At 71.5% G+C, this 18,861-nt stretch carries 17 protein-coding genes, 2 tRNA genes and 1 pseudogene; 13 read left to right on the forward strand and 7 right to left on the reverse strand.

Annotated elements, in window-relative coordinates; genetic code table 11:
* The first annotated feature begins 79 nt into the window (after positions 1-79).
* From gyrB to Ae331Ps2_RS10195, 6 genes are all read left to right on the forward strand, one after another.
* The gene (gene gyrB, locus Ae331Ps2_RS10175; protein ID WP_075309277.1) at positions 80-2,146 is read left to right on the forward strand and encodes a DNA topoisomerase (ATP-hydrolyzing) subunit B; all 2,067 of its coding nucleotides are present in this window, start codon (positions 80-82) and stop codon (positions 2,144-2,146) included.
* A 49-nt stretch (positions 2,147-2,195) separates the two neighbouring features.
* The gene (gyrA, locus tag Ae331Ps2_RS10180; protein WP_075309275.1) at positions 2,196-4,706 is read left to right on the forward strand and encodes a DNA gyrase subunit A; all 2,511 of its coding nucleotides are present in this window, start codon (positions 2,196-2,198) and stop codon (positions 4,704-4,706) included.
* 99 nt (positions 4,707-4,805) lie between these two features.
* Positions 4,806-5,519 carry a DUF3566 domain-containing protein gene (locus Ae331Ps2_RS10185; RefSeq protein WP_083695422.1) on the forward strand — a complete coding sequence of 238 codons (714 nt, stop codon included), beginning with the start codon at positions 4,806-4,808 and terminating at the stop codon, positions 5,517-5,519.
* Between the two features lie 95 nt (positions 5,520-5,614).
* Positions 5,615-5,688: transfer RNA gene (locus Ae331Ps2_RS10190), tRNA-Ile, on the forward strand.
* A gap of 40 nt (positions 5,689-5,728) precedes the next feature.
* A complete protein-coding gene (locus tag Ae331Ps2_RS32500; protein WP_020628481.1) occupies positions 5,729-5,839 on the forward strand; it encodes a DLW-39 family protein in 111 nt (36 codons plus the stop codon).
* Positions 5,840-5,875: 36 nt separating this feature from the next.
* Positions 5,876-5,951 (forward strand) — tRNA-Ala (locus Ae331Ps2_RS10195).
* 16 nt (positions 5,952-5,967) lie between these two features.
* On the opposite strand, the gene Ae331Ps2_RS10200 is transcribed toward Ae331Ps2_RS10195, so the two are convergent.
* Together Ae331Ps2_RS10200 and Ae331Ps2_RS33150 are read right to left on the reverse strand one after the other, a co-directional pair.
* Positions 5,968-6,111, reverse strand: a complete 144-nt coding sequence (locus tag Ae331Ps2_RS10200) for a hypothetical protein (RefSeq protein ID WP_233147688.1) — start codon at positions 6,109-6,111, stop codon at positions 5,968-5,970.
* A gap of 3 nt (positions 6,112-6,114) precedes the next feature.
* Positions 6,115-6,171 (reverse strand): annotated as a pseudogene (locus tag Ae331Ps2_RS33150) (integrase); the annotation flags it as partial.
* Between Ae331Ps2_RS33150 and Ae331Ps2_RS31120 the strand changes: the two are divergent.
* The gene (locus tag Ae331Ps2_RS31120; RefSeq protein ID WP_139318878.1) at positions 6,163-6,558 is read left to right on the forward strand and encodes a hypothetical protein; all 396 of its coding nucleotides are present in this window, start codon (positions 6,163-6,165) and stop codon (positions 6,556-6,558) included. The pseudogene Ae331Ps2_RS33150 and the gene Ae331Ps2_RS31120 overlap by 9 nt on opposite strands.
* Here Ae331Ps2_RS31120 and Ae331Ps2_RS31125 read toward each other — a convergent pair.
* Together Ae331Ps2_RS31125 and Ae331Ps2_RS10215 are read right to left on the reverse strand one after the other, a co-directional pair.
* Complete coding sequence (locus Ae331Ps2_RS31125) at positions 6,555-7,391, reverse strand: putative RNA methyltransferase (protein ID WP_139319221.1); 837 nt, start codon at positions 7,389-7,391, stop codon at positions 6,555-6,557. The two genes, Ae331Ps2_RS31120 and Ae331Ps2_RS31125, sit on opposite strands and share 4 nt — an antisense overlap.
* Before the next feature lie 362 nt (positions 7,392-7,753).
* A complete protein-coding gene (locus Ae331Ps2_RS10215) occupies positions 7,754-9,535 on the reverse strand; it encodes an IS481 family transposase (RefSeq protein WP_217695641.1) in 1,782 nt (593 codons plus the stop codon).
* 582 nt (positions 9,536-10,117) lie between these two features.
* Here Ae331Ps2_RS10215 and Ae331Ps2_RS10220 point away from each other — a divergent pair.
* The gene (locus tag Ae331Ps2_RS10220; protein WP_075309269.1) at positions 10,118-10,747 is read left to right on the forward strand and encodes a hypothetical protein; all 630 of its coding nucleotides are present in this window, start codon (positions 10,118-10,120) and stop codon (positions 10,745-10,747) included.
* 610 nt (positions 10,748-11,357) lie between these two features.
* Here Ae331Ps2_RS10220 and Ae331Ps2_RS10230 read toward each other — a convergent pair.
* Complete coding sequence (locus tag Ae331Ps2_RS10230) at positions 11,358-12,062, reverse strand: DUF3159 domain-containing protein (protein ID WP_084797533.1); 705 nt, start codon at positions 12,060-12,062, stop codon at positions 11,358-11,360.
* A 185-nt stretch (positions 12,063-12,247) separates the two neighbouring features.
* Here Ae331Ps2_RS10230 and Ae331Ps2_RS10235 point away from each other — a divergent pair, with 185 nt between their 5' ends.
* A complete protein-coding gene (locus Ae331Ps2_RS10235; RefSeq protein ID WP_075309267.1) occupies positions 12,248-13,111 on the forward strand; it encodes a helix-turn-helix transcriptional regulator in 864 nt (287 codons plus the stop codon).
* 18 nt (positions 13,112-13,129) lie between these two features.
* On the opposite strand, the gene Ae331Ps2_RS10240 is transcribed toward Ae331Ps2_RS10235, so the two are convergent.
* The gene (locus Ae331Ps2_RS10240) at positions 13,130-13,558 is read right to left on the reverse strand and encodes an SRPBCC family protein (protein WP_198932239.1); all 429 of its coding nucleotides are present in this window, start codon (positions 13,556-13,558) and stop codon (positions 13,130-13,132) included.
* Between the two features lie 122 nt (positions 13,559-13,680).
* Here Ae331Ps2_RS10240 and Ae331Ps2_RS10245 point away from each other — a divergent pair, with 122 nt between their 5' ends.
* The 4 genes from Ae331Ps2_RS10245 to Ae331Ps2_RS31910 all read left to right on the forward strand — a co-directional run bounded on the left by Ae331Ps2_RS10245 (position 13,681) and on the right by Ae331Ps2_RS31910 (position 18,574).
* Positions 13,681-14,088 (forward strand): YciI family protein, encoded by a 408-nt coding sequence (locus Ae331Ps2_RS10245; RefSeq protein ID WP_075309265.1) that lies wholly within the window; start codon positions 13,681-13,683, stop codon positions 14,086-14,088.
* 2 nt (positions 14,089-14,090) lie between these two features.
* The gene (locus Ae331Ps2_RS10250) at positions 14,091-15,236 is read left to right on the forward strand and encodes an RNA polymerase sigma factor (protein ID WP_075309263.1); all 1,146 of its coding nucleotides are present in this window, start codon (positions 14,091-14,093) and stop codon (positions 15,234-15,236) included.
* An 84-nt stretch (positions 15,237-15,320) separates the two neighbouring features.
* Positions 15,321-17,033 carry a SpoIIE family protein phosphatase gene (locus Ae331Ps2_RS10255; protein WP_075309261.1) on the forward strand — a complete coding sequence of 571 codons (1,713 nt, stop codon included), beginning with the start codon at positions 15,321-15,323 and terminating at the stop codon, positions 17,031-17,033.
* A gap of 92 nt (positions 17,034-17,125) precedes the next feature.
* Entirely contained in the window at positions 17,126-18,574 is a 1,449-nt protein-coding gene (locus Ae331Ps2_RS31910; protein WP_158071550.1) for an NAD(P)/FAD-dependent oxidoreductase, read from the forward strand.
* Here Ae331Ps2_RS31910 and Ae331Ps2_RS10265 read toward each other — a convergent pair.
* On the reverse strand, positions 18,550-18,858 hold the full coding sequence (locus tag Ae331Ps2_RS10265; RefSeq protein ID WP_075309259.1) for an STAS domain-containing protein: 309 nt from the start codon (positions 18,856-18,858) through the stop codon (positions 18,550-18,552). The two genes, Ae331Ps2_RS31910 and Ae331Ps2_RS10265, sit on opposite strands and share 25 nt — an antisense overlap.
* Positions 18,859-18,861: the final 3 nt, after the last annotated feature.

Here is an 18,861-nt window from a genome sequence, read left to right on the forward strand (position 1 = left end):
TGGAACCGCTCCGTCGTCGTCGCACCGGTGGTGCGCGCGTCGCGCGGGTGGTTCACGTGGCGAGGAGAAGCAGCTACCCGTGGCTTCCGACAAGGCAGCGAACAACGCCTACGGCGCGTCGTCCATCACGGTCCTCAAGGGCCTGGAGGCGGTCCGCAAGCGGCCCGGCATGTACATCGGCTCGACCGGTGAGCGGGGTCTGCACCACCTGATCTGGGAGGTGGTGGACAACTCGGTCGACGAGGCGATGGCCGGTCACGCCACGAAGGTCGTCGTGACCCTGCAGGCCGACGGCGGCATCCGCGTCGAGGACGACGGTCGTGGCATTCCCGTCGAGATGCACCCGGTGGAGAAGAAGCCGACCCTCGAGGTCGTCCTCACCAGCCTGCACGCCGGCGGCAAGTTCGACGACAAGTCCTACGCCGTGTCCGGTGGTCTGCACGGCGTCGGCGTCTCGGTCGTGAACGCGCTGTCCACCGCGCTCGACGTCGAGGTCCGCCGGGACGGCAAGATCTGGCGCCAGCACTACGAGTACGCCGTGCCCGGCGAGCTCGTCGAGGCAGGCACCACGAAGAAGTCCGACACCGGCACCACGATCACCTACTGGGCCGACCCGAAGATCTTCGAGACGACCACCTACACGCTGGAGACGATCCGTCGCCGGCTGCAGGAGCAGACGTTCCTGAACAAGGGCCTCACCATGGTCCTGCGTGACGAGCGCAGGCCGGAGAAGCCGGCGGGCGTGCCGTCGTCGGACGCGGTCGACGAGGACGGGAACCCGGTCGAGGCACCGGTCACGGAGATCGACACGGACTCCGAGCCCGACGCCGAGGGCTACGTCGCCAAGCCCAAGGAGTACGTCTTCCACTACCCGAACGGGCTGGAGGACTTCGTCGCGCACCTGAACAAGTCCAAGGACCCGATCCACCGCAAGATCGTCAGCTACACCGGCGAGGGCCCCGGCCACCAGGTCGAGGTCGCGATGCAGTGGAACTCGGGCTACTCCGAGTCGGTCTACACCTTCGCGAACACGATCAACACGCACGAGGGCGGCACCCACGAGGAGGGCTTCCGCCACGCGCTGACCGCCACGGTCAACAAGTACGCGCGCGACAAGAAGCTCATCAAGGAGAAGGACCCGGCGCTGTCCGGCGACGACATCCGCGAGGGCCTCGCCGCGATCGTCTCGGTCAAGGTCTCCGAGCCGCAGTTCGAGGGCCAGACCAAGACCAAGCTCGGCAACACCGAGGTCAAGTCGTTCGTCCAGCGCGTGTCGAACGAGTGGCTCGCCGACTGGTTCGAGCGCAACCCCACCGAGGCCAAGACGATCGTCACCAAGGCGGTCTCCTCGGCCCAGGCCCGCCTGGCCGCGCGTCGTGCACGCGAGCTCGTGCGCCGCAAGAGCGCCGGTGACATCGGCGGCCTGCCCGGCAAGCTGTCGGACTGCCGCTCCCGCGACCCGGAGAGCTGCGAGCTCTACATCGTGGAGGGTGACTCCGCCGGCGGCTCGGCGAAGGCCGGCCGCGACTCGATGCACCAGGCGATCCTGCCGATCCGCGGCAAGATCATCAACGTCGAGAAGGCCCGGATCGACCGCGTCCTCAAGAACACCGAGGTCCAGTCGATCATCACCGCGATGGGCACCGGCATCCACGACGACTTCGACCTGTCGAAGCTGCGCTACCACAAGCTCGTGCTGATGGCCGACGCCGACGTCGACGGCCAGCACATCCGCACGCTGCTGCTCACGCTGCTGTTCCGCTTCATGCGCCCGCTGATCGAGAACGGGCACGTGTTCCTGGCGCAGCCGCCGCTGTACAAGCTCAAGTGGGCCGGTCGCGGGGCCGAGCCGGAGTACGCCTACACCGACCGCGAGCGCGACGGCCTGATCGAGGCCGGCCGTGCCGCGGGCAAGAAGCTCCCCAAGGACCAGGGCGTGCAGCGCTACAAGGGTCTCGGCGAGATGGACGCCAAGGAGCTGTGGGAGACCACCATGGACCCGACGAACCGGCTGCTGCTCCAGGTGAGCCTGGACGACGCCGCCACCGCCGCCGAGCTGTTCTCGGTGCTGATGGGTGAGGACGTCGAGTCCCGCCGCTCCTTCATCACCCGCAACGCCAAGGACGTGCGCTTCCTGGACGTCTGATCCACACATCTGATCCAGACGAACGTATGAACACGCACGAGGAGACTTCGTGACGGACACGATCGACCCCGCCGCGCCCACGGGCGGCGGCGGAGAGGGTGGGGGCCGGGTCGAACCGGTCGACATCCAGCAGGAGATGCAGCGCTCGTACATCGACTACGCGATGAGCGTGATCGTCGGGCGGGCGCTGCCGCTGGTGGAGGACGGGCTCAAGCCGGTCCACCGCCGAGTCCTCTACTCGATGGGGGAGAACGGCTTCCGGCCCGACCGTGCCCCGGTCAAGTGCGCCCGCGTCGTCGGCGACGTGATGGGCAACTACCACCCGCACGGCGACTCGGCGATCTACGACGCCCTCGTGCGGCTGGCCCAGCCCTGGTCGATGCGCTACCCGCTGATCCAGGGGCAGGGCAACTTCGGCTCGCGCGGCAACGACCCGGCCGCGGCCATGCGGTACACCGAGTGCCGGCTCTCGCCGCTGGCGATGGCGATGCTCCAGGACATCGACGAGGAGACCGTCGACTTCCTGGACAACTACGACGGCAAGACCCAGGAGCCGGTCGTCCTGCCGTCGCGGGTGCCGAACCTGCTCATCAACGGCAGCTCCGGCATCGCGGTCGGCATGGCGACCAACATCCCGCCGCACAACCTGCGCGAGGTCGGCGCCGGCGTCGCCTGGTGCCTGGAGAACCCGGACGCCACCGACGACGAGCTCCTCGAAGCGGCGATGGAGCGGATCAAGGGGCCGGACTTCCCGACCTACGGCCTCATCGTCGGTCGCGACGGCATCGAGTCGGCCTACCGGACCGGGCGCGGCTCGGTGCGGATGCGCGCCGTCGTCGAGGTCGAGGAGGACACCAAGGGCCGCACCACCCTGGTGGTCACCGAGCTGCCCTACCTGGTGAACCCGGACAACCTCATCGAGTCGATCGCGGCCATGGTCCGCGACGGCAAGATCGCCGGGATCTCCGAGATCGTCGACGAGTCCTCCGACCGCATCGGCATGCGGATCGTCGTCACGCTCAAGCGCGACGCCGTCGCCAAGGTCGTGCTGAACAACCTGTACAAGCACACCCAGCTGCAGCACAGCTTCGGTGTGAACATGCTGTCGATCGTCGACGGCGTGCCGCGCACCCTGCGCCTCGACCAGATGATCCGGCACTACGTCCGGCACCAGATCGAGGTCATCGTCCGGCGGACCCGCTACCGGCTGCGCAAGGCCGAGGAGCGGGCCCACATCCTGCGTGGTCTGGTCAAGGCGCTCGACGCGCTCGACGAGGTCATCGCGCTGATCCGGGCGTCGGCCACGGTCGACGTCGCCAGGGCCGGCCTGATCGACCTGCTCGACGTCGACGACATCCAGGCCCAGGCGATCCTGGACATGCAGCTGCGACGGCTCGCCGCGCTGGAGCGCCAGAAGATCGTCGACGAGCTGGCCGAGATCGAGCGCGAGATCGCCGACTACCAGGACATCCTGGCCCGGCCCGAGCGGCAGCGGCAGATCGTCCGCGACGAGCTCGCCGAGCTCGTCGAGGCCCACGGCGACGACCGCCGCACCCGGATCGTCGGCTTCGACGGCGACGTCACCGACGAGGACCTGATCGCGGTCGAGGACGTCGTCGTCACGATCACCCGCACCGGCTACGCCAAGCGCACGAAGACCGACCTGTACCGCGCCCAGAAGCGCGGCGGGAAGGGCGTGCAGGGGGCGCAGCTGAAGCAGGACGACATCGTCAACCACTTCTTCGTCTGCTCCACGCACGACTGGATGCTGTTCTTCACCAATCGCGGGCGGGTCTACCGGCTCAAGGCCTACGAGCTGCCCGAGGCGAACCGCACCGCGCGCGGCCAGCACCTGGCGAACCTCCTGGCCCTGCAGCCGGAGGAGGAGATCGCCCAGGTCATGCAGATCAAGGACTACTCGGCGCGGCCGTACCTGGTGCTGGCCACCCGCAACGGCCTGGTGAAGAAGTCGCGCCTGACCGACTTCGACTCCAACCGGGCCGGCGGCCTCATCGGCATCAACCTGCGCGACGACGACGAGCTGGTCGGCGCCGTCCTCTGTTCGGGTGATGACGATCTGCTCCTCGTGTCCGCCGAAGGCCAGTCCATCCGGTTCACCGCGTCCGACGACGCGCTGCGCCCGATGGGCCGCGCGACCTCCGGCGTGCTGGGGATGCGGTTCAACGAGGGCGACAAGCTGCTGGCCCTCGGCGTGATCCGCCCCGACACCTACCTGCTCGTCGCCACCACCGGTGGCTACGCGAAGCGCACCCCGATCGAGGACTACCCCGTTCAGGGCCGTGGCGGGAAGGGAGTGTTGACCCTCCAGTACGACCGTCGGCGTGGCACGCTGGTCGGTGCGCTCATCGTCGGCATCGACGACGAGCTGTACGCGATCACCTCCACCGGCGGGGTCATCCGGACCTCCGCCCGCGAGGTGCGGAAGGCCGGCCGGCAGACGAAGGGAGTCCGCCTGATGAACCTGGGCGAGACCTCCACGCTGCTGGCCGTCGCCCGCAACGCGGAGGAGACCGAGGAGGACCCGGGCCAGCAGGCGTAGTGCCACGTCGGGTGGCCGGCCCGTGAGGGCCGGCCACCCGGCACACGCCGTGGGGCCGGGGTAGTACCGAGCGACGACCAGCGAGGAGAGCTCCCACTCGTGAGCACCGACGACCGCACCCCGTCGCAGGACGAGGCCCGCACCGTCGCCACCGACGCCGACCACGACCCGTCGACGGCGGCGGCCGACCACGTCCCCGGCCCGCGCGACGACGCCGCGGCCGAGCCGGCCGCGGCCTCGCCGCCCCCGTGGCGGCGGGTACCCGACATCCATGACGACCGCGACGGCGGCACCGTCGCGGACTCGCTGCTCAGCGAGGCCCCGACCGCGTTCATGACCGCACCCGGACCGAGTGCGGCCACCGGTGCGACGACCGCCGTCCGCGATCCGGAGCTGCACGAGAACGGCACGGGCCCGGCGGACCCGCCGCGCGCGTCGGTCCGCAACCGGCCCCCGCGCCAGGCGCTGCTGCAGCTCAAGCGGCTCGACCCGTGGTCGGTGCTCAAGATGGCCCTGGCGCTGGCCGTCGTGCTGTGGCTGGTCTGGATGGTCGCCGCGGGCGTCCTGTACGGCGTACTCGGCGGGATGGGCGTCTGGGACCGGCTCAACGGCACCTACGCCGACCTCGTCACCTCGCAGCAGGAGACCGGGGGGTCGCTGATCAGCGTCGGCCGGGTCTTCGGGCTCGCGGCCGTCGTCGGTGCGGTCAACAGCCTGCTGTTCGCGGTGGCCATCACCGTGGTCGCGTTCGTCTACAACGTGGCCGCTGACCTGGTCGGCGGCATCGAGGTCACGCTCTCCGAGCGGGACTGACCGGAGCGTCGTCGCGCACACCGCACGGGGCCGAGCGGCGGGGGACCCCCTCGTAACCCGCTCGACCCCGTGCGGTAGTGTTTCTCCTGTTGCACGGGCCTATAGCTCAGTTGGTTAGAGCGCATCGCTGATAACGATGAGGTCGCTGGTTCAAATCCAGCTAGGCCCACACCTTCCCCCTCCGACAGTCACTCGCGAGGAGACCTGCGATGAAGAAGCTGTTCGTGCTGGCCGTCGCTGCCGGTGCCGCGTACTTCGGCTGGTCCCGCCTCCGCGGTGTCGGGTCCGACGACCTGTGGCACGAGGCCACCACCCGCTGACTCCGCCTCCCGGGGTACCGTGGTCGGGACCCACCAGGGGACATAGCTCAATTGGCAGAGCACCGCCTTTGCAAGGCGGGGGTTAGGGGTTCGATTCCCCTTGTCTCCACCAGCAGAAACACACCTTCTCAGGTCTCCTCGTCCCCCTCGTGGGGCACATCCGGGGCACATGCCGCCGAGTCCATCCGGTCGGCGAGGTCGTCGAGCCGGTCCGGGAACAGGTGCCCGTAGAGGTCGAGCGTCATCGTCGCCGTCTTGTGCCCCAGCATCATCTGGACGACCTTGACGTCCGCTCCCGACGCGATCGCCAGCGACGCCGCGGTGTGCCGCAGCTCGTGCGGGTGGAAGCCGTCCGGCCCGACGCGGTCGACGGCAGGGTCGAAGACCGCTCACCTGCAGGACGCACTCGTGCGGGGACTCAACAGCAGCACATCGGGCGCCCGGTCTCCAGCGAGCGGCGCCGGCTCGCCGGAGACCTGCGCTTAGGTCACTGCCTCGGCGATGTTGCCCCGAATGTCCTGCACGGGGGCCGACGACTGGTGCTCGTCGACCCCCGCGAGATGAACGGTGAAACCGCGTACGACATCGCCGTACCTGCACTCGAGCTGAACTGCGACGACCTCGACACTGCCCGCGCTGCCAGCATCGTCCTGGGCAACGGAGACGACCCCGACCGCCCCGCGGCGTGGGCTGTCGTCGCCGACGCTTCGACCGCCTAACTGCGGGTCGTATCGCGACGGAGAACGACGACGTCCACAGCAGCGGTCAGTCCCAGGGTGTCCGGCAGCTCTTGCAGGACGCGGTCACGGTGGTCTGAGTCGATGTGATGGGCGCTGGGCCCCATGTCGACGAGCGCGCGCACCTGGTCGCGGCTCAGGGCGAGCCGCCACCTCACCGCTTGCCGAGCAACCTCGGTGAAGCCCTCGAAGGCGTGCCGGAGCCGGTCCGCCTTGCGGGGGTCGACGCCGATCGTGCCGAGGCGGCTGCGCAGCTCGCGCAGATGCTCCGCGCCCGCCGTCGCCATGATCAGGACCCCGTCGCTGCTCAGCACACGGTCGATCTCGCCCGGTGTCCGCGGGCCGAAGACGTTCAGCACGACATCGGCTGACCGCGACGCGAGTGGCAGTGGTTGCCACATGTCTGCTCCGACAGCGGCAGCTCTGGGATGAGCGCGGCTCGCACGCCGCAGTGCTGCGGCTGACAGATCCAGGGTCGCGCCCCACGCTGCAGGAAGTGCGTCGAGGGTTGAGGCGAGGTAGAAGCCGGTACCTCCGGCGAGGTCGGCGACGAGCCCGGTCTGTCGTGGGGCGTGCTCGACGGCGAATGCTGTGATCGTCGAGCGCACCGCCTCGAAGTGGCCTTTGCCCAGGAACGATTCTCGGGCCGTCACCATGTCCGCGGTGTCTCCACGGTGGCGGCGCCGGCCGGACAGCAACGTGAGGTAGCCAGGCCGGGCGATGTCGAAGGAATGGCCCGCCCGGCAACGGACCGTCCTGCCGTCTCGGCACAGCACGGCGGCATGGCACAACGGGCACCGCAGCCGTCCGAGCACGGCGTCCAGCGGGGTCGGGTATGAGGAAGCGCCGTCAGCGTGGCAGCCGACGGCCGGAGTGGTCTCCACAGTCGCGTGGTCCCTGTACGTGGAAGCGGGAACGCGGCGGTGGCACGTCTACACGACGAGCCCATGTCGGCACGGGTGAGAGGCCGTCGGACCTAGCAGGGTCGGACGGCGGGGTGCACCGCCTCAGGCGGTGCGGGGGCGCTTCGCGAGCGGGAGCCACATGCTCCTGAGCCTACCTACCTGGCCGATGACCAACGTCAAGCATCAGCCGGGACACGACAGCGCCGCCAGCGCTCTGTCGGGTCTCACCTGATGCTTGACGTTCCTGTCCCGGGTGATGGTTGACGTTCGGGCTAGGAAACTGTGCGGTCTGTCTGGGCCTTGAGATTACGGATCGCGCCGGTGCTGGTGCGGGTGACGGTGCGGTGGGCGCCGTCGGCGAGGTCGACGGTGATGGTGTGTTCGGCGACGTGGGCGGTGACCAGGGTCCGGGCCTGATCACGTCCGAGCGCGATGAGTTGGCGGGCGATCATGATGGTGCCGGTGGTCGAGACCCGGCGGGTGACAGTCACCGGTTCGACCGACGGGCGTGGTGGTGGTCCGGCGGGGCGGGCGCCGCGCAGGTGGCGGGCCTGGTCGTAGGTCAGCGGGTTCGGCCTGGTCCGGAGAAGTTCACGGGTTTCGGGGTCGAAGATCAGCAGGACGTGGTCCTCGATGCGGATGGTGACCCGGCGGCCGCCGAGGATCTCCGCGGCGAGGTTCCAGCGTCCACCGAAGCTGATCAGGCCCTGGGCGGAGACGGTGCGGTCGACCTCGATCGCGGTCCCGTCGGGCTCGACCGGTGGTAGCGGTGGCGGGCCGGCGGGCCGGCCTCCGGTCGCGGCGAGGGTGGCGAGCTGGTCCTCGGTGTAGGGGGAACGGACGGTCTTGATCCGGGCCCCGCCGGCGGTGAGGTGGATGACCTGGGTGTCGGCCCAGAACGTGACGGTGACCCCGGCCCGGAGCGGACCGAGCCAGAACTGTTTGCCGAGAACGGCGAGGTTTCCCGAGGCGGGGACGACCCGTTCGAACTCCACCGGTCCGCCCCGATAGACCTCGATCTCGGTGCTCGGCTCGTCGTCCGGGGCCGGGGCGGGGTGCTCGGAATGTGGGGTCGGGGCGGGCGCGGTGGTGAGTCGGGCGGGCAGCCGCAGCGGGAGCAGGTCCTCGTCGCCGCGCTGGTGCTGGCTGGGAGCGAAGCGGTCGACCGGGCAGGCCATGTCGATGGCCTGGTGCGGGCGGGTGCAGTTGTAGGTGGTGATCCAGGAGTCCAACGCCGCCTGCGCCGCGGTCAGGGTGTCGAAGGGATCGGTGTGGTCGAGCAGCTCCCGGCGCAGGGTCTGGTGGAACCGCTCGACCTTCCCGGTCGTGGTCGGGGTCGCGGGCTGGGTGAGGCGGTGGGTGATGGCGTTGTCACGGCAGATCCGGTCGAACAGGACCTCGCCGCCGCGGCCGAAGCGGGCGGTGAACTGTTTGCCGTTGTCGGTCAGGACCTCGTCGGGGATGCCGTAGCGGCGCAGCGCGTCGGCGAAGGCCAGACAGACCGCGCGGCCGGTGGCCCGGACCATGACGGTGGCGATGACGGCGAAGCGGGAATGGTCATCGACCCCGGTCACAATCTTGGCCTCGGTCACGGTGCCGTCGGGCTGGCGGAGGTGGATGCCGCCGACGATGTCGAGCTGCCACAGCTGCATCGGGGCGGGGCGTTCCCAGCGGCGATAGTCCGAGCGGCGTCTGCGTCGGCGGCGGGGTTCGACCAGGCCGTTGCGGTGCAGGATCCTCGCCACCGTGCTGCGCGAGGGGGCCTGGGCGCCGAAGCGGGGGCCGAGTTCATGGGCGATGCGTCGGGGCCCCCAGCGGGGGTTGCCGCGGCGCATCTCGCAGACCGCGACCTCCACCTGCTCGGATGCCTGGTGAGGGCAGGAGTCCGGGCGGTGTGAGCGCGAGGCGAGGCCGGCCAGGCCTTCGGCGCGGTAGCGGGTGATCCAGGTGTGCAGGGTCTGTCGGGAGACGCCGAACTGAGCCGCGACCTGGTAGCGCGGTTCGCCTTGCTCGACGGCCAGCACGGCGCGGTAGCGCTGCTCGACCACGGTCATGTCCACCAGGGCCAATCCCGGCCTCCCACCACCCGCTGACCAGCACGGACAGCGGACAGGAAAGCCGATCAGGCCCGAACGTCAAGCATCAGGTGAGACCGGAACGTCAAGCATCAGCCGGGACACGACAAGCGCCGCCAGCGCTCGCCGTGTCTAGACCTTCCGTTCGGTATCAAGCGGCGCCTCCGGCGCCGCGCGGAGCATGCGGCCTCCGGCCGGTCACCGCGCGGCGGGCGGTTCCCGATACATGAAAACCAATGGTGTGACTCAGGGCCATACGGGTGAAGTTGTTGTGACTCTGGGGGTGGGGACTCCGAACCAGCGCAAGGCTCTGAGCGGGAAAACCAGGACCTGTCCACAGAAGTATCCACAGATGCATCCCCAAGACGGGGGACGTGATGGACGCGGAGCGCGCTGGTGTCGTCGGAGGTGCCCGCTACAGTTAGAGAACGCCTCGGGGAACCGCTCCGCGGCGGCCGCCCGAGGCGTTGTCTGTGTACCTGTGGCAAGGACACGGTAACTCCTCACGCTGAACCGCGCGACAGTGGGGCGGACGTGTCTGTGCGCGCATTTGGAGTAACCGTGTCCACTGACGACACCATGCAGGCTAGGGGCCTGGGCGTTTTCGCCGACTACGTCAACTCTGTCGGTTCTGGCCGGATGAAGATCATCGAGGACCAGTGGAAGCGGTTCAACGACCCTGACAGCGGGGCCAAGCAGGCGTACGGTCCGGCGCTGGCCGGGCTCCGCCACGCGGTCCGAAGCGGTGACGACCTGGAGCTGCGCCGGATGATCTTCCGAGCCAGCCGGACGATGGTCCGCTCCTACGAGGAGTTGGCTGCGGGGATGCAGGGTTTCCTGGCCAGGTCGCGTCCCGAGTGGGTCTCGACGAACAACGCCACCTGGACGTGGGCAACCCTGCCGATCAACGTCAACCAGCATGTCGGGATGCGCCTCAGCGGGGTGGAGACCGTCGTGCACCTCTACCTCAAGCAGACGCCTCTGACGGCACAGGGCGCGACCAAGGTCATCTGGCGCACACTCCAGCTCACCGTCGACCAGACTCGTCCGCATGCGGCGGTGGCTGTTCTGGACGTTCGGCGCGGCAAGCTGTGGAAGCCGACGCCGATCAAGAAGATCCGGGCTCTCGACGCGTGGATTGAGTCGGAGGCGTTGGGCTACATCGAGCACTGGCGGCGCAGCGCGGCTTGACGGTCCTGGTTCCTGGGGTGGTCGGGCGAGTCCTGATCACCCCAGGAACGTGGTGCGCCCGTAGGCATATGGCGTTGCACTAAAGCAGCTCCAGGTGGACTCCCGGCACCGCCAGTCCGTCTAGGCTCAACTGACGGGTGGCCGCATTGCTTGATCCCGAGCAGCCCTCGCCGGGCGGGCAAGTCTCCGGAATGGCACTCAGCAAGCACAGGGGGAGCGGCTGGCGCCGGGGCACATCGGGGGCACATCCGCCCCGGAACGGCCCGATACCCGCTGACACGACGTGGCAGCGGGTGGGCTGGTGATCGGGGCCGCCGAGCAGGACGCACAGGCAGGCGGCGAGCTTGGTTCGCGTTTGCAAGGCGGTGTCCGCGTCGGGCGGCGACGCTGAGCTGTGAGGTCACCCGGGCCCGACCGGCGCGGCGCAGCGGCATCAGGTACACCACGAGAGCGACGTGGCCGAGGTAGTTGGTGCCGAACTGCCGCTCGAACCCGTCGACGGTCGTGGTCCGCCGGGGAGGGGACATGACGCCGGCGATGTCGCGGGTGCGAGACACGATGTCTCCCTGATGGGTGAGGCCTGCGAGGGACGAGCCGGATGCGTGGCGGGTCAGGTCCCATCGGCACCGCGGGAGCTGACCGCGCGACGTGCGGCGACGAGCGTGACCGCGGCGAGCGCTGCGAAGACCGGAGCGGCCCCGACGCTGAGCGCGGTGAGGACGGCGGGCTGGTCCGCCAGGTAGGCCAGGGCGCGCAGGGTGAGGTTGAGCGCGTGGAGCACGACGCCGACCAGCGTGGTGACGGTGTAGATGCGCATCAGCCGGGAGTGGTCGCGCCAGTCGTCGGGGCCGCCGACCAGGCGGTTGAACAACGTCCCGGTCACCGGCCGACGGACGAGGACCGAGCCGAGGAACAGCACGCCGAGCGCGGCGGGGATCAGGGTGGGCAGCAGGAAGAACGCCCGTGCCTCCCCGGAGAATCCGGCGACGGCTGCGCACACCGCGGCGACCGCCAGACCGACGACGGCCGCCCGCAGTGATTCCCGGCGGGCCAGGCGCACCCCGAACGTCACCGGCGCCGCCACGGCGAGTGCGACGAAGGCCCAGGTCAGACCGCCCACCGCGTCGGCGACCACGAAGGCGACGGTCGGTACGGCGGCGAGGAGGATGCCGAGCCCGCCACCGGATCGCTCCAGGCTGGTGCGCATCGCGGCGCCGAGCGTCGCGGCCGGGGCCTGCCCGTCCGAGCGGCGGTCCTCCGGGCGATCCGATGGGACGGTCGCGGTCGGGTCGAGCGACACGAGTTCGTTCGGCACGGTGGGCTCCTCGGCTCGGCGGGGGGGGCCGACCACGTTCGTCGCTGTGCAGGTCGGTAGCCACGGCCTGACGATCCGTGGCTGAGCGGTCCGACCCGGAGCCGGTGGGGAGGATCGGCAGTCCGTGGCTACGCCCCGCGCGTCGCGGTAGGAACGAATCGGTGAGCGACCGAGAGGCGGCGCGGATGATCGACCGGACGGGCCTGGCGCAGTTCCTGCGCCGGCGTCGTGAGGTGCTCCAACCGGAGGACGTCGGACTGCCGCGGGGGCAGCGGCGCCGCACCAGCGGGCTGCGCCGGGAGGAAGCCGCGGCCCTGTGCCACATGTCGACCGACTACTACGCGCGCCTCGAACGGGAGCGCGGCCCGCGGCCGTCGGAGCAGATGATCGCCGCGATCGCCCAGGGCCTGCACCTGTCGCTCGACGAGCGCGACCACCTGTTCCGGCTCGCCGGCCAGCACCCACCAGCCCGCGGAACGGGCGGCGACCACATCGGACCCGGGCTGCTGCGCATCCTCGACCGGCTCGTCGACACCCCCGCCGAGATCGTCACCGAGCTCGGGGAGACGCTGCGCCAGACGTCACTGGGGGTCGCGCTCACCGGCGACACGACCGGGTTCACCGGGCCGAGGCGGAGCGTCGGCTACCGCTGGTTCACCGAGCCCGCAGCCCGCAGGCGCCACCCACCGGAGGACCACGCGCTGCTGTCGCGGCGCTACGTCTCGGGCCTGCGCGCGGTCGCGGCCCGGCGCGGACCGGACTCCCGCGCGGCCCGGCTCGCCGAGCTCCTCCACCCGCACAACGAGGAGTTCCGCACGCTGTGGGACGCCCACGAGATCGGCGTCCGGTCCGACGACCTCAAACGGCTCGTCCACCCCGAGGTCGGCGCGCTGGAACTGCACTGCCAGACGTTGCTCGATCCCGAGCAGTCCCACCTGCTGCTGGTCTACACCGCCGTACCGGGCAGCGAGACGCACGAGAAGCTGCAGCTCCTCTCGGTCATCGGCGCACCGTCCCCCGCCTGGCACGGTGAGCCGGCCGGGCCGTGACCCGCGACGCCAGGGTGGTCAGCGCGGCCCGGCGCCGATCCCGCGCACCAGCCCGGACAGCAACACCTTCGACAGTCCCTTGGCCAGCAACGCCTCCCCGACGGGCAGCCGCTTGTCGGCCTCCACGGCGTAGGTGATCTCGGTGCCGGCGCCGACCGGTCGCAGCGTGACCTCGCCCCGGTAGTTCTTCAGCGGCACCCCGGCGATCGCGCGGTAGCCCAGCCGTCGCCCCGGCTCGAACGCGGTGACCTCCTCGACGATCGGCCCCGGTGACCCGATCCCGACCTTGCGCACCGTCCCGACCCCGTTCGGCTCCGGCTCGCCCGCCCGGGTGATCTCCACCTTCAGGCCCGGCGCCCAGGTCGACATGCCCTCGTGGTCGGACAGCACCGACCACACCGCCTCGGGCGTCGCGGACACGGTGCGGACGGACGTCGCTCTGATCATGTGCGGAACTTACTGACGGGTAGAAGAAAAATCGAGCGGCGGTGTCGAGAACGTGCGTCCGGTTCCGTCCCCGGGGTGAACGCGGCCAGGATGGGCCGCGACGAGCACCGAGGAGATCCACCATGGCCAAGTACCTGCTGCTCAAGCACTACCGCGGAGCCCCGGCCCCGAAGAACGACGTGCCGATGGACCGCTGGGCGCCCGAGGAGGTCACCGCGCACATCCGCTTCATGCAGGACCTCGCGGAGGACCTGAAGCGCTCCGGGGAGTTCGTCGACGCCCAGGCGCTCGCTCCCGAGGGCACCTTCGTCCGCTACGACGGCGAGGGCCGCCCGCCCGTCACCGACGGTCCGTTCGCCGAGACCAAGGACCTCGTCGCCGGCTGGATGATCATCGACGTCGACAGCTACGAGCGGGCCGTCGAGGTGACCGGTGTGCTGTCGGCGGCGCCCGGTGCCGGTGGGGAGCCGATCCACGAGTGGATCGAGCTGCGCCCGTTCCTCGAGGCCCCGCCGACCGTCACGGAGTGAGCATGGACGCCGCGCTGCTGCGCGGTCTCGTACCGGAGGTCCTCGGGATCCTCGGCCGTCGCGGGGTGGGCTTCGCGGCGGCCGAGGACGCCGTGCAGGACGCCCTGGTCGAGGCCCTGCGGACCTGGCCGGCCGACCCGCCCCGGGACCCGAAGGGCTGGCTGGTGGCGGTGGCCTGGCGCCGCTTCCTCGACGCCACCCGGTCGGAGACCGCGCGTCGTGGCCGGGAGGAGCGGGCCGAGGCCGAGCCGGTGCCGGGTCCGGCGTCGGACCACGACGACGCGCTCGAGCTGTACTTCCTCTGCGCGCACCCGTCGCTGTCGCCGTCGTCGGCGGTCGCGCTCACCCTGCGGGCCGTCGGCGGGCTCACCACCCGCCAGATCGCCGCGGCCTACCTGGTGCCCGAGGCGACGATGGCGCAGCGGATCAGCCGCGCCAAGCGCACCGTCGCGGGGGAGCGGCTCGACCGACCCGGCGACGTCGCGACCGTCCTCAGGACGCTCTACCTGGTGTTCAACGAGGGCTACTCCGGCGACGTCGACCTCGCCGCGGAGGCGATCCGGCTGCCCCGGCGTCTCGCGGCGTCGGTCGACCATCCCGAGGTCGCCGGCCTGCTCGCGCTGATGCTGCTGCACCACGCCCGCCGCGCCGCCCGGACCGGTCCGGCCGGCGAGCTGGTGCCGCTGGCCGAGCAGGACCGTGGCCGCTGGGACACCGCGCTGATCACCGAGGGCGTGGCGGTGCTGCAGGCCGCGCTGGCCCGTGACCGGCTGGGGGAGTTCCAGGCCCAGGCGGCCGTCGCCGCCCTGCACGCCGACGCGCCGGCGGCCGAGGAGACCGACTGGCCCCAGATCGTCGAGTGGTACGACGAGCTGGTCCGGCTCACCGGCAGCCCGGTCGCCCGGCTGAACCGCGCCGTCGCGGTCGGGGAGGCCGACGGGCCACGGGCAGGCCTGGCGGCACTCGCCGACCTCGACCCGACGCTGCCCCGCTGGACCGCGGTCAGCGCCCACCTCCACGAACGCGCGGGGGAGCGGGCCACGGCCGCACGTCTCTACGCCGAGGCCGCGGCGCTGGCGTCCTCCACCGCCGAACGGGACCACCTGACCCGGTGTGCCGCCCGGCTCCACTCCGGATCGGCGAGCTGAACCGCATCGTCACAACTGACGATCGCCTGGATTCCTCGGCACACCGACGGGACGCCGACGCGATGCGGTGCGAGGATCACGTGAATGAGCCTGGTGTCGGATCCCGTCGCGGTCACGGTCGCGGCACCGTCGCCGCTGGAATCGCCTGCCCGGCTGGCCGCGGTCCGCGCCACCCGGCTGCTCGACACCGGGCCGGAGGAGGCGTTCAACCGGCTGACCAGGCTGGTCTCGGTGGTCCTCGGGACCCCGGCGGTCATGCTGACCGTCGTCGACGAGGTCCGGACCTTCCTCAAGGGCACGCCCGAACCGGCACGGATCGTCGGGCCGGACGGAGTCTGGTCGGCGCCCGTCGAGGACAGTGGGTGCAAGGTCGTCGTCGAGTCCGACGGGGAGATCTGCGCCGGAGACGTGCAGGCCGAGCCGCGGCTGCGCGACCTGAGCCTGATCACCGAGTTCGGGGCGGCCGCCTGGCTCGGGGTACCGGTGCGCGACCCCGCGGGCCAGGTCGTGGGCAATCTCTGCGCGATGGACGTCGTCGCCCGGGAGTGGACCCCGCTGCACCGCGAGACCATCCGGACCCTGGCCGACGCCGTCGAGGGCGAGATCGCGCTGCGCCTGGCCCTGCGCGAGACCGAGCGGCAGGCGCTCGCGGCCGCCCGCCACGCCGCCGAGGCCGAGACGCTGGCCCGGACGCTGCAGGAGTCGCTGCTGCCCGCACGGCCCCCGCGGCTGCCCGGGATCGACATCGCGGCCCGTTTCCTGCCGGGCGGTTCCGGTGTGGAGGTCATGGGCGACTTCTACGACGCGGTCCCCACCCCGGACGGCGTCGCCGTGGTGATCGGCGACGTCCAGGGCAAGGGCTCCGCCGCCGCCCGGACGACCGCGCTGGCCCGCTCGGCCACGCGTACCGCCGCACACGTCGAGGACGACCCGGTCGCCGTGCTCCGCACCGTCAACGACGTCCTGCACGTCTGGTTCGACGGCCGCATCAGCTTCGTCACCGCCGCGCTCGCGTCGCTGCGTCGCGGTCCCTCCGGCACCTGGCACGCCGACCTCGCCTCGGCCGGCCACCCACCCGTCCTCGTCCGACGGGCCGACGGCACCGCCGAGTTCCACGGCGGCGGCGGGCTGGTGCTCGGTATCGGCACCACGCCGATGGTGGCCCACGAGACGGTCACCCTCGCGCCGGGCGACAGCCTCGTGCTCTACACCGACGGCATCACCGAGGCGCACGTGCGCGGGCACTGGGAACAGCTGGAGGAGGAGGGTGCCCGGCGCACGCTGGCCTCGCTCGTCCCGGGCGCCGACGCCGACACGATCGCGCGCGCCCTCACCGGCGCCGCCCTCGCACACTGCGGCGGCCACCTCAGCGACGACGCCGGTGTCGTCGTCGTGCAGGTCGAGGAGCCCGCCGCCGTCGACGCCGACCGGGTCGTCACCGAGCACGTCCCGCACGCCGGGGTCGGCCGGGAGACGCGGCGTTCCGCGGAACGCGTCCTGACCGGCTGGGACCTCGCCCCGGGCAGCCTCGCCGACGCAATGCTGGTCGTCGAGGAGCTGGTCGCGATCGTCGTCGACCACGCCCGCACCCCGTTCCGCCTGACCCTGGTCCGGACCGGGGACGCCCTGCGGATCGAGGTCGAGGACGAGGACTCCGGCAGCCCGCTGCTCCAGCCGCTCGACGTGCGGGCGGCGCGCGGGCGCGGCCTGCAGCTCGTCGACGCCGTCGCGCAGTCGTGGGGCTGCGACACCCGCGGCGGCGGCAAGCGGGTGTGGGCCGAGCTCCCCACGCGCTGACCCCGTCCCCGGAGGCGTTCTCTCCTCGGGCATCGCGTGTCGATCTGAGACAGGTCGGTCCGGCGGCGTCGGGGATCGGCCACGCTGGGCCTGTGGAGGACGAGCACGACGTCGTGGTCGTCGGCGCCGGGGTCGCGGGGCTGTACGCGCTGCACCTGCTGCGCCGGCGTGGTCTGCGGGTCACCTGTGTCGACGCCGCCCCCGAGCTCGGCGGCGTCTGGCACCACCAGCGGTTCCCGGGTGCCCGCATCGACACCGAGGGCGCGGCGTACCAGTACCTGTTCTCCGACGACCTGTACCGCGACTGGGGCTGGAGCGAGCGCTTCCCGGCCGGGTACGAGGTGCTGCGCTGGCTGCGGTTCGTCGCCGACCGGCTCGATCTGCACCGCGACCTGCGACTGTCCACACCGGTCACCGCCGCCCGCTGGGACGGCGGGCGCTGGCGGGTGCGCACCGGCGACGGCGAGCTGTCGGCACGGTTCCTGGTCCGCTGCACGGGCGCGTTCACCGCGCCCCGCACCGACGCCGTCCCCGGCCGGTCGGACTTCGCCGGGCCGGTCGTCCACACCGGAGCGTGGCCCGCCCGCGGGCCCGAGTTCGACGGGCTGCGGGTGGGTGTCGTCGGCTGCGGGCCGAGCGCGGTCCAGCTGGTCCCGGCGCTGGCCGGCCGGGTCGGCGGGGTCACCGTCCTGGCCCGGACCCCGCGTTTCGTGCTGCCCGCGGCCAACCCGATGTACGGCTGGCCGGAGCGCGCGGCCTACCGCGACCGCCTGCCCGCGATGCGCGAGGCGGTCCGGTCCACGGTGTCGGGCACCGTGCACCCATCTGTCCACAGAGGACTACACAGCCTGGGGACCGCCTACGACGAGGACCCGCTGTCGCTGCACCCGACCCGGCTCGCCGGGTTCGCGTCGGACCCGGCGCTGCGGGCCGCGGCGGCCGCCGTCGTCCGCGACCGGATGCGGGCGCGACTGGGCGACGACCGTCTCGCGGCGGCGCTGGTCCCGGACGGCGACGACTACGGCCTGCGCCCCGTCGCCACCGACCAGGGCTGGCTGGAGACCTTCCACCGCGACGACGTCGAGGTGGTCCCCGTCGGGCGGAACCCGGTCGTACGGATCCGGCCGGAGGGGGTCGAGCTGGCCGACGGGACCGTCGTCGGGCTGGACGCGATCGTGCTGGCCACCGGGTTCGACCCGACCGCGACCCGCGCCGGGATCGACGTCGTCGGACGCGACGGGCGGCTGCTCGGCACCGGGCCGGGCCTGCTCGGTCTCGCGCACCCCGGCTTCCCGAACCTGTTCGCGCCGCTGGCGCCGACCCTCGGGTACGGCAACGACGCGGCCTGCCTGCAGAGACAGGTCGAGTGGGTGGACCGGGCGATCGGCGACCTCGACGCCGGCGGCCTGTCGACGATCGAGGCGCTGTCGTGCCCGGCGGAGCCGGTCGCGCCGTACGCGGTGCCCGGCGGGGTCGCGGGCGTGCTGCGGGCCTGCGACGACGAGGGCGTCGCGGGCTACCCCTCGTTCGAGCGGCGCTGACCGTTCAGCCGCACGTCCGGCTCCGGTACGCCGAACAGCATGTTCCGGGACGGGACCGGCTCCTCGGGGATCCGGTCGACGACGTCGAACAGGTCCATCGCGCCGGTCACCTGGAGGGCGCGCCGCGCGGGCCGGCTCGACCCGCAGTGCACCCGCAGTCGCTTGCCCTCGGCACCCATCATGTCGCGCGACTGGAGCAGCGAGTTCAGCCCCGCCGTCCCCAGGAAGTCCACGCGGGACAGGTCGAGGATCAGTTCGGGGCCCGCCTCGGACCAGATGCCCATCTC

Origin of the sequence: Pseudonocardia sp. Ae331_Ps2, assembly GCF_001932405.1 — a bacterium.
Taxonomy (GTDB): domain Bacteria; phylum Actinomycetota; class Actinomycetes; order Mycobacteriales; family Pseudonocardiaceae; genus Pseudonocardia.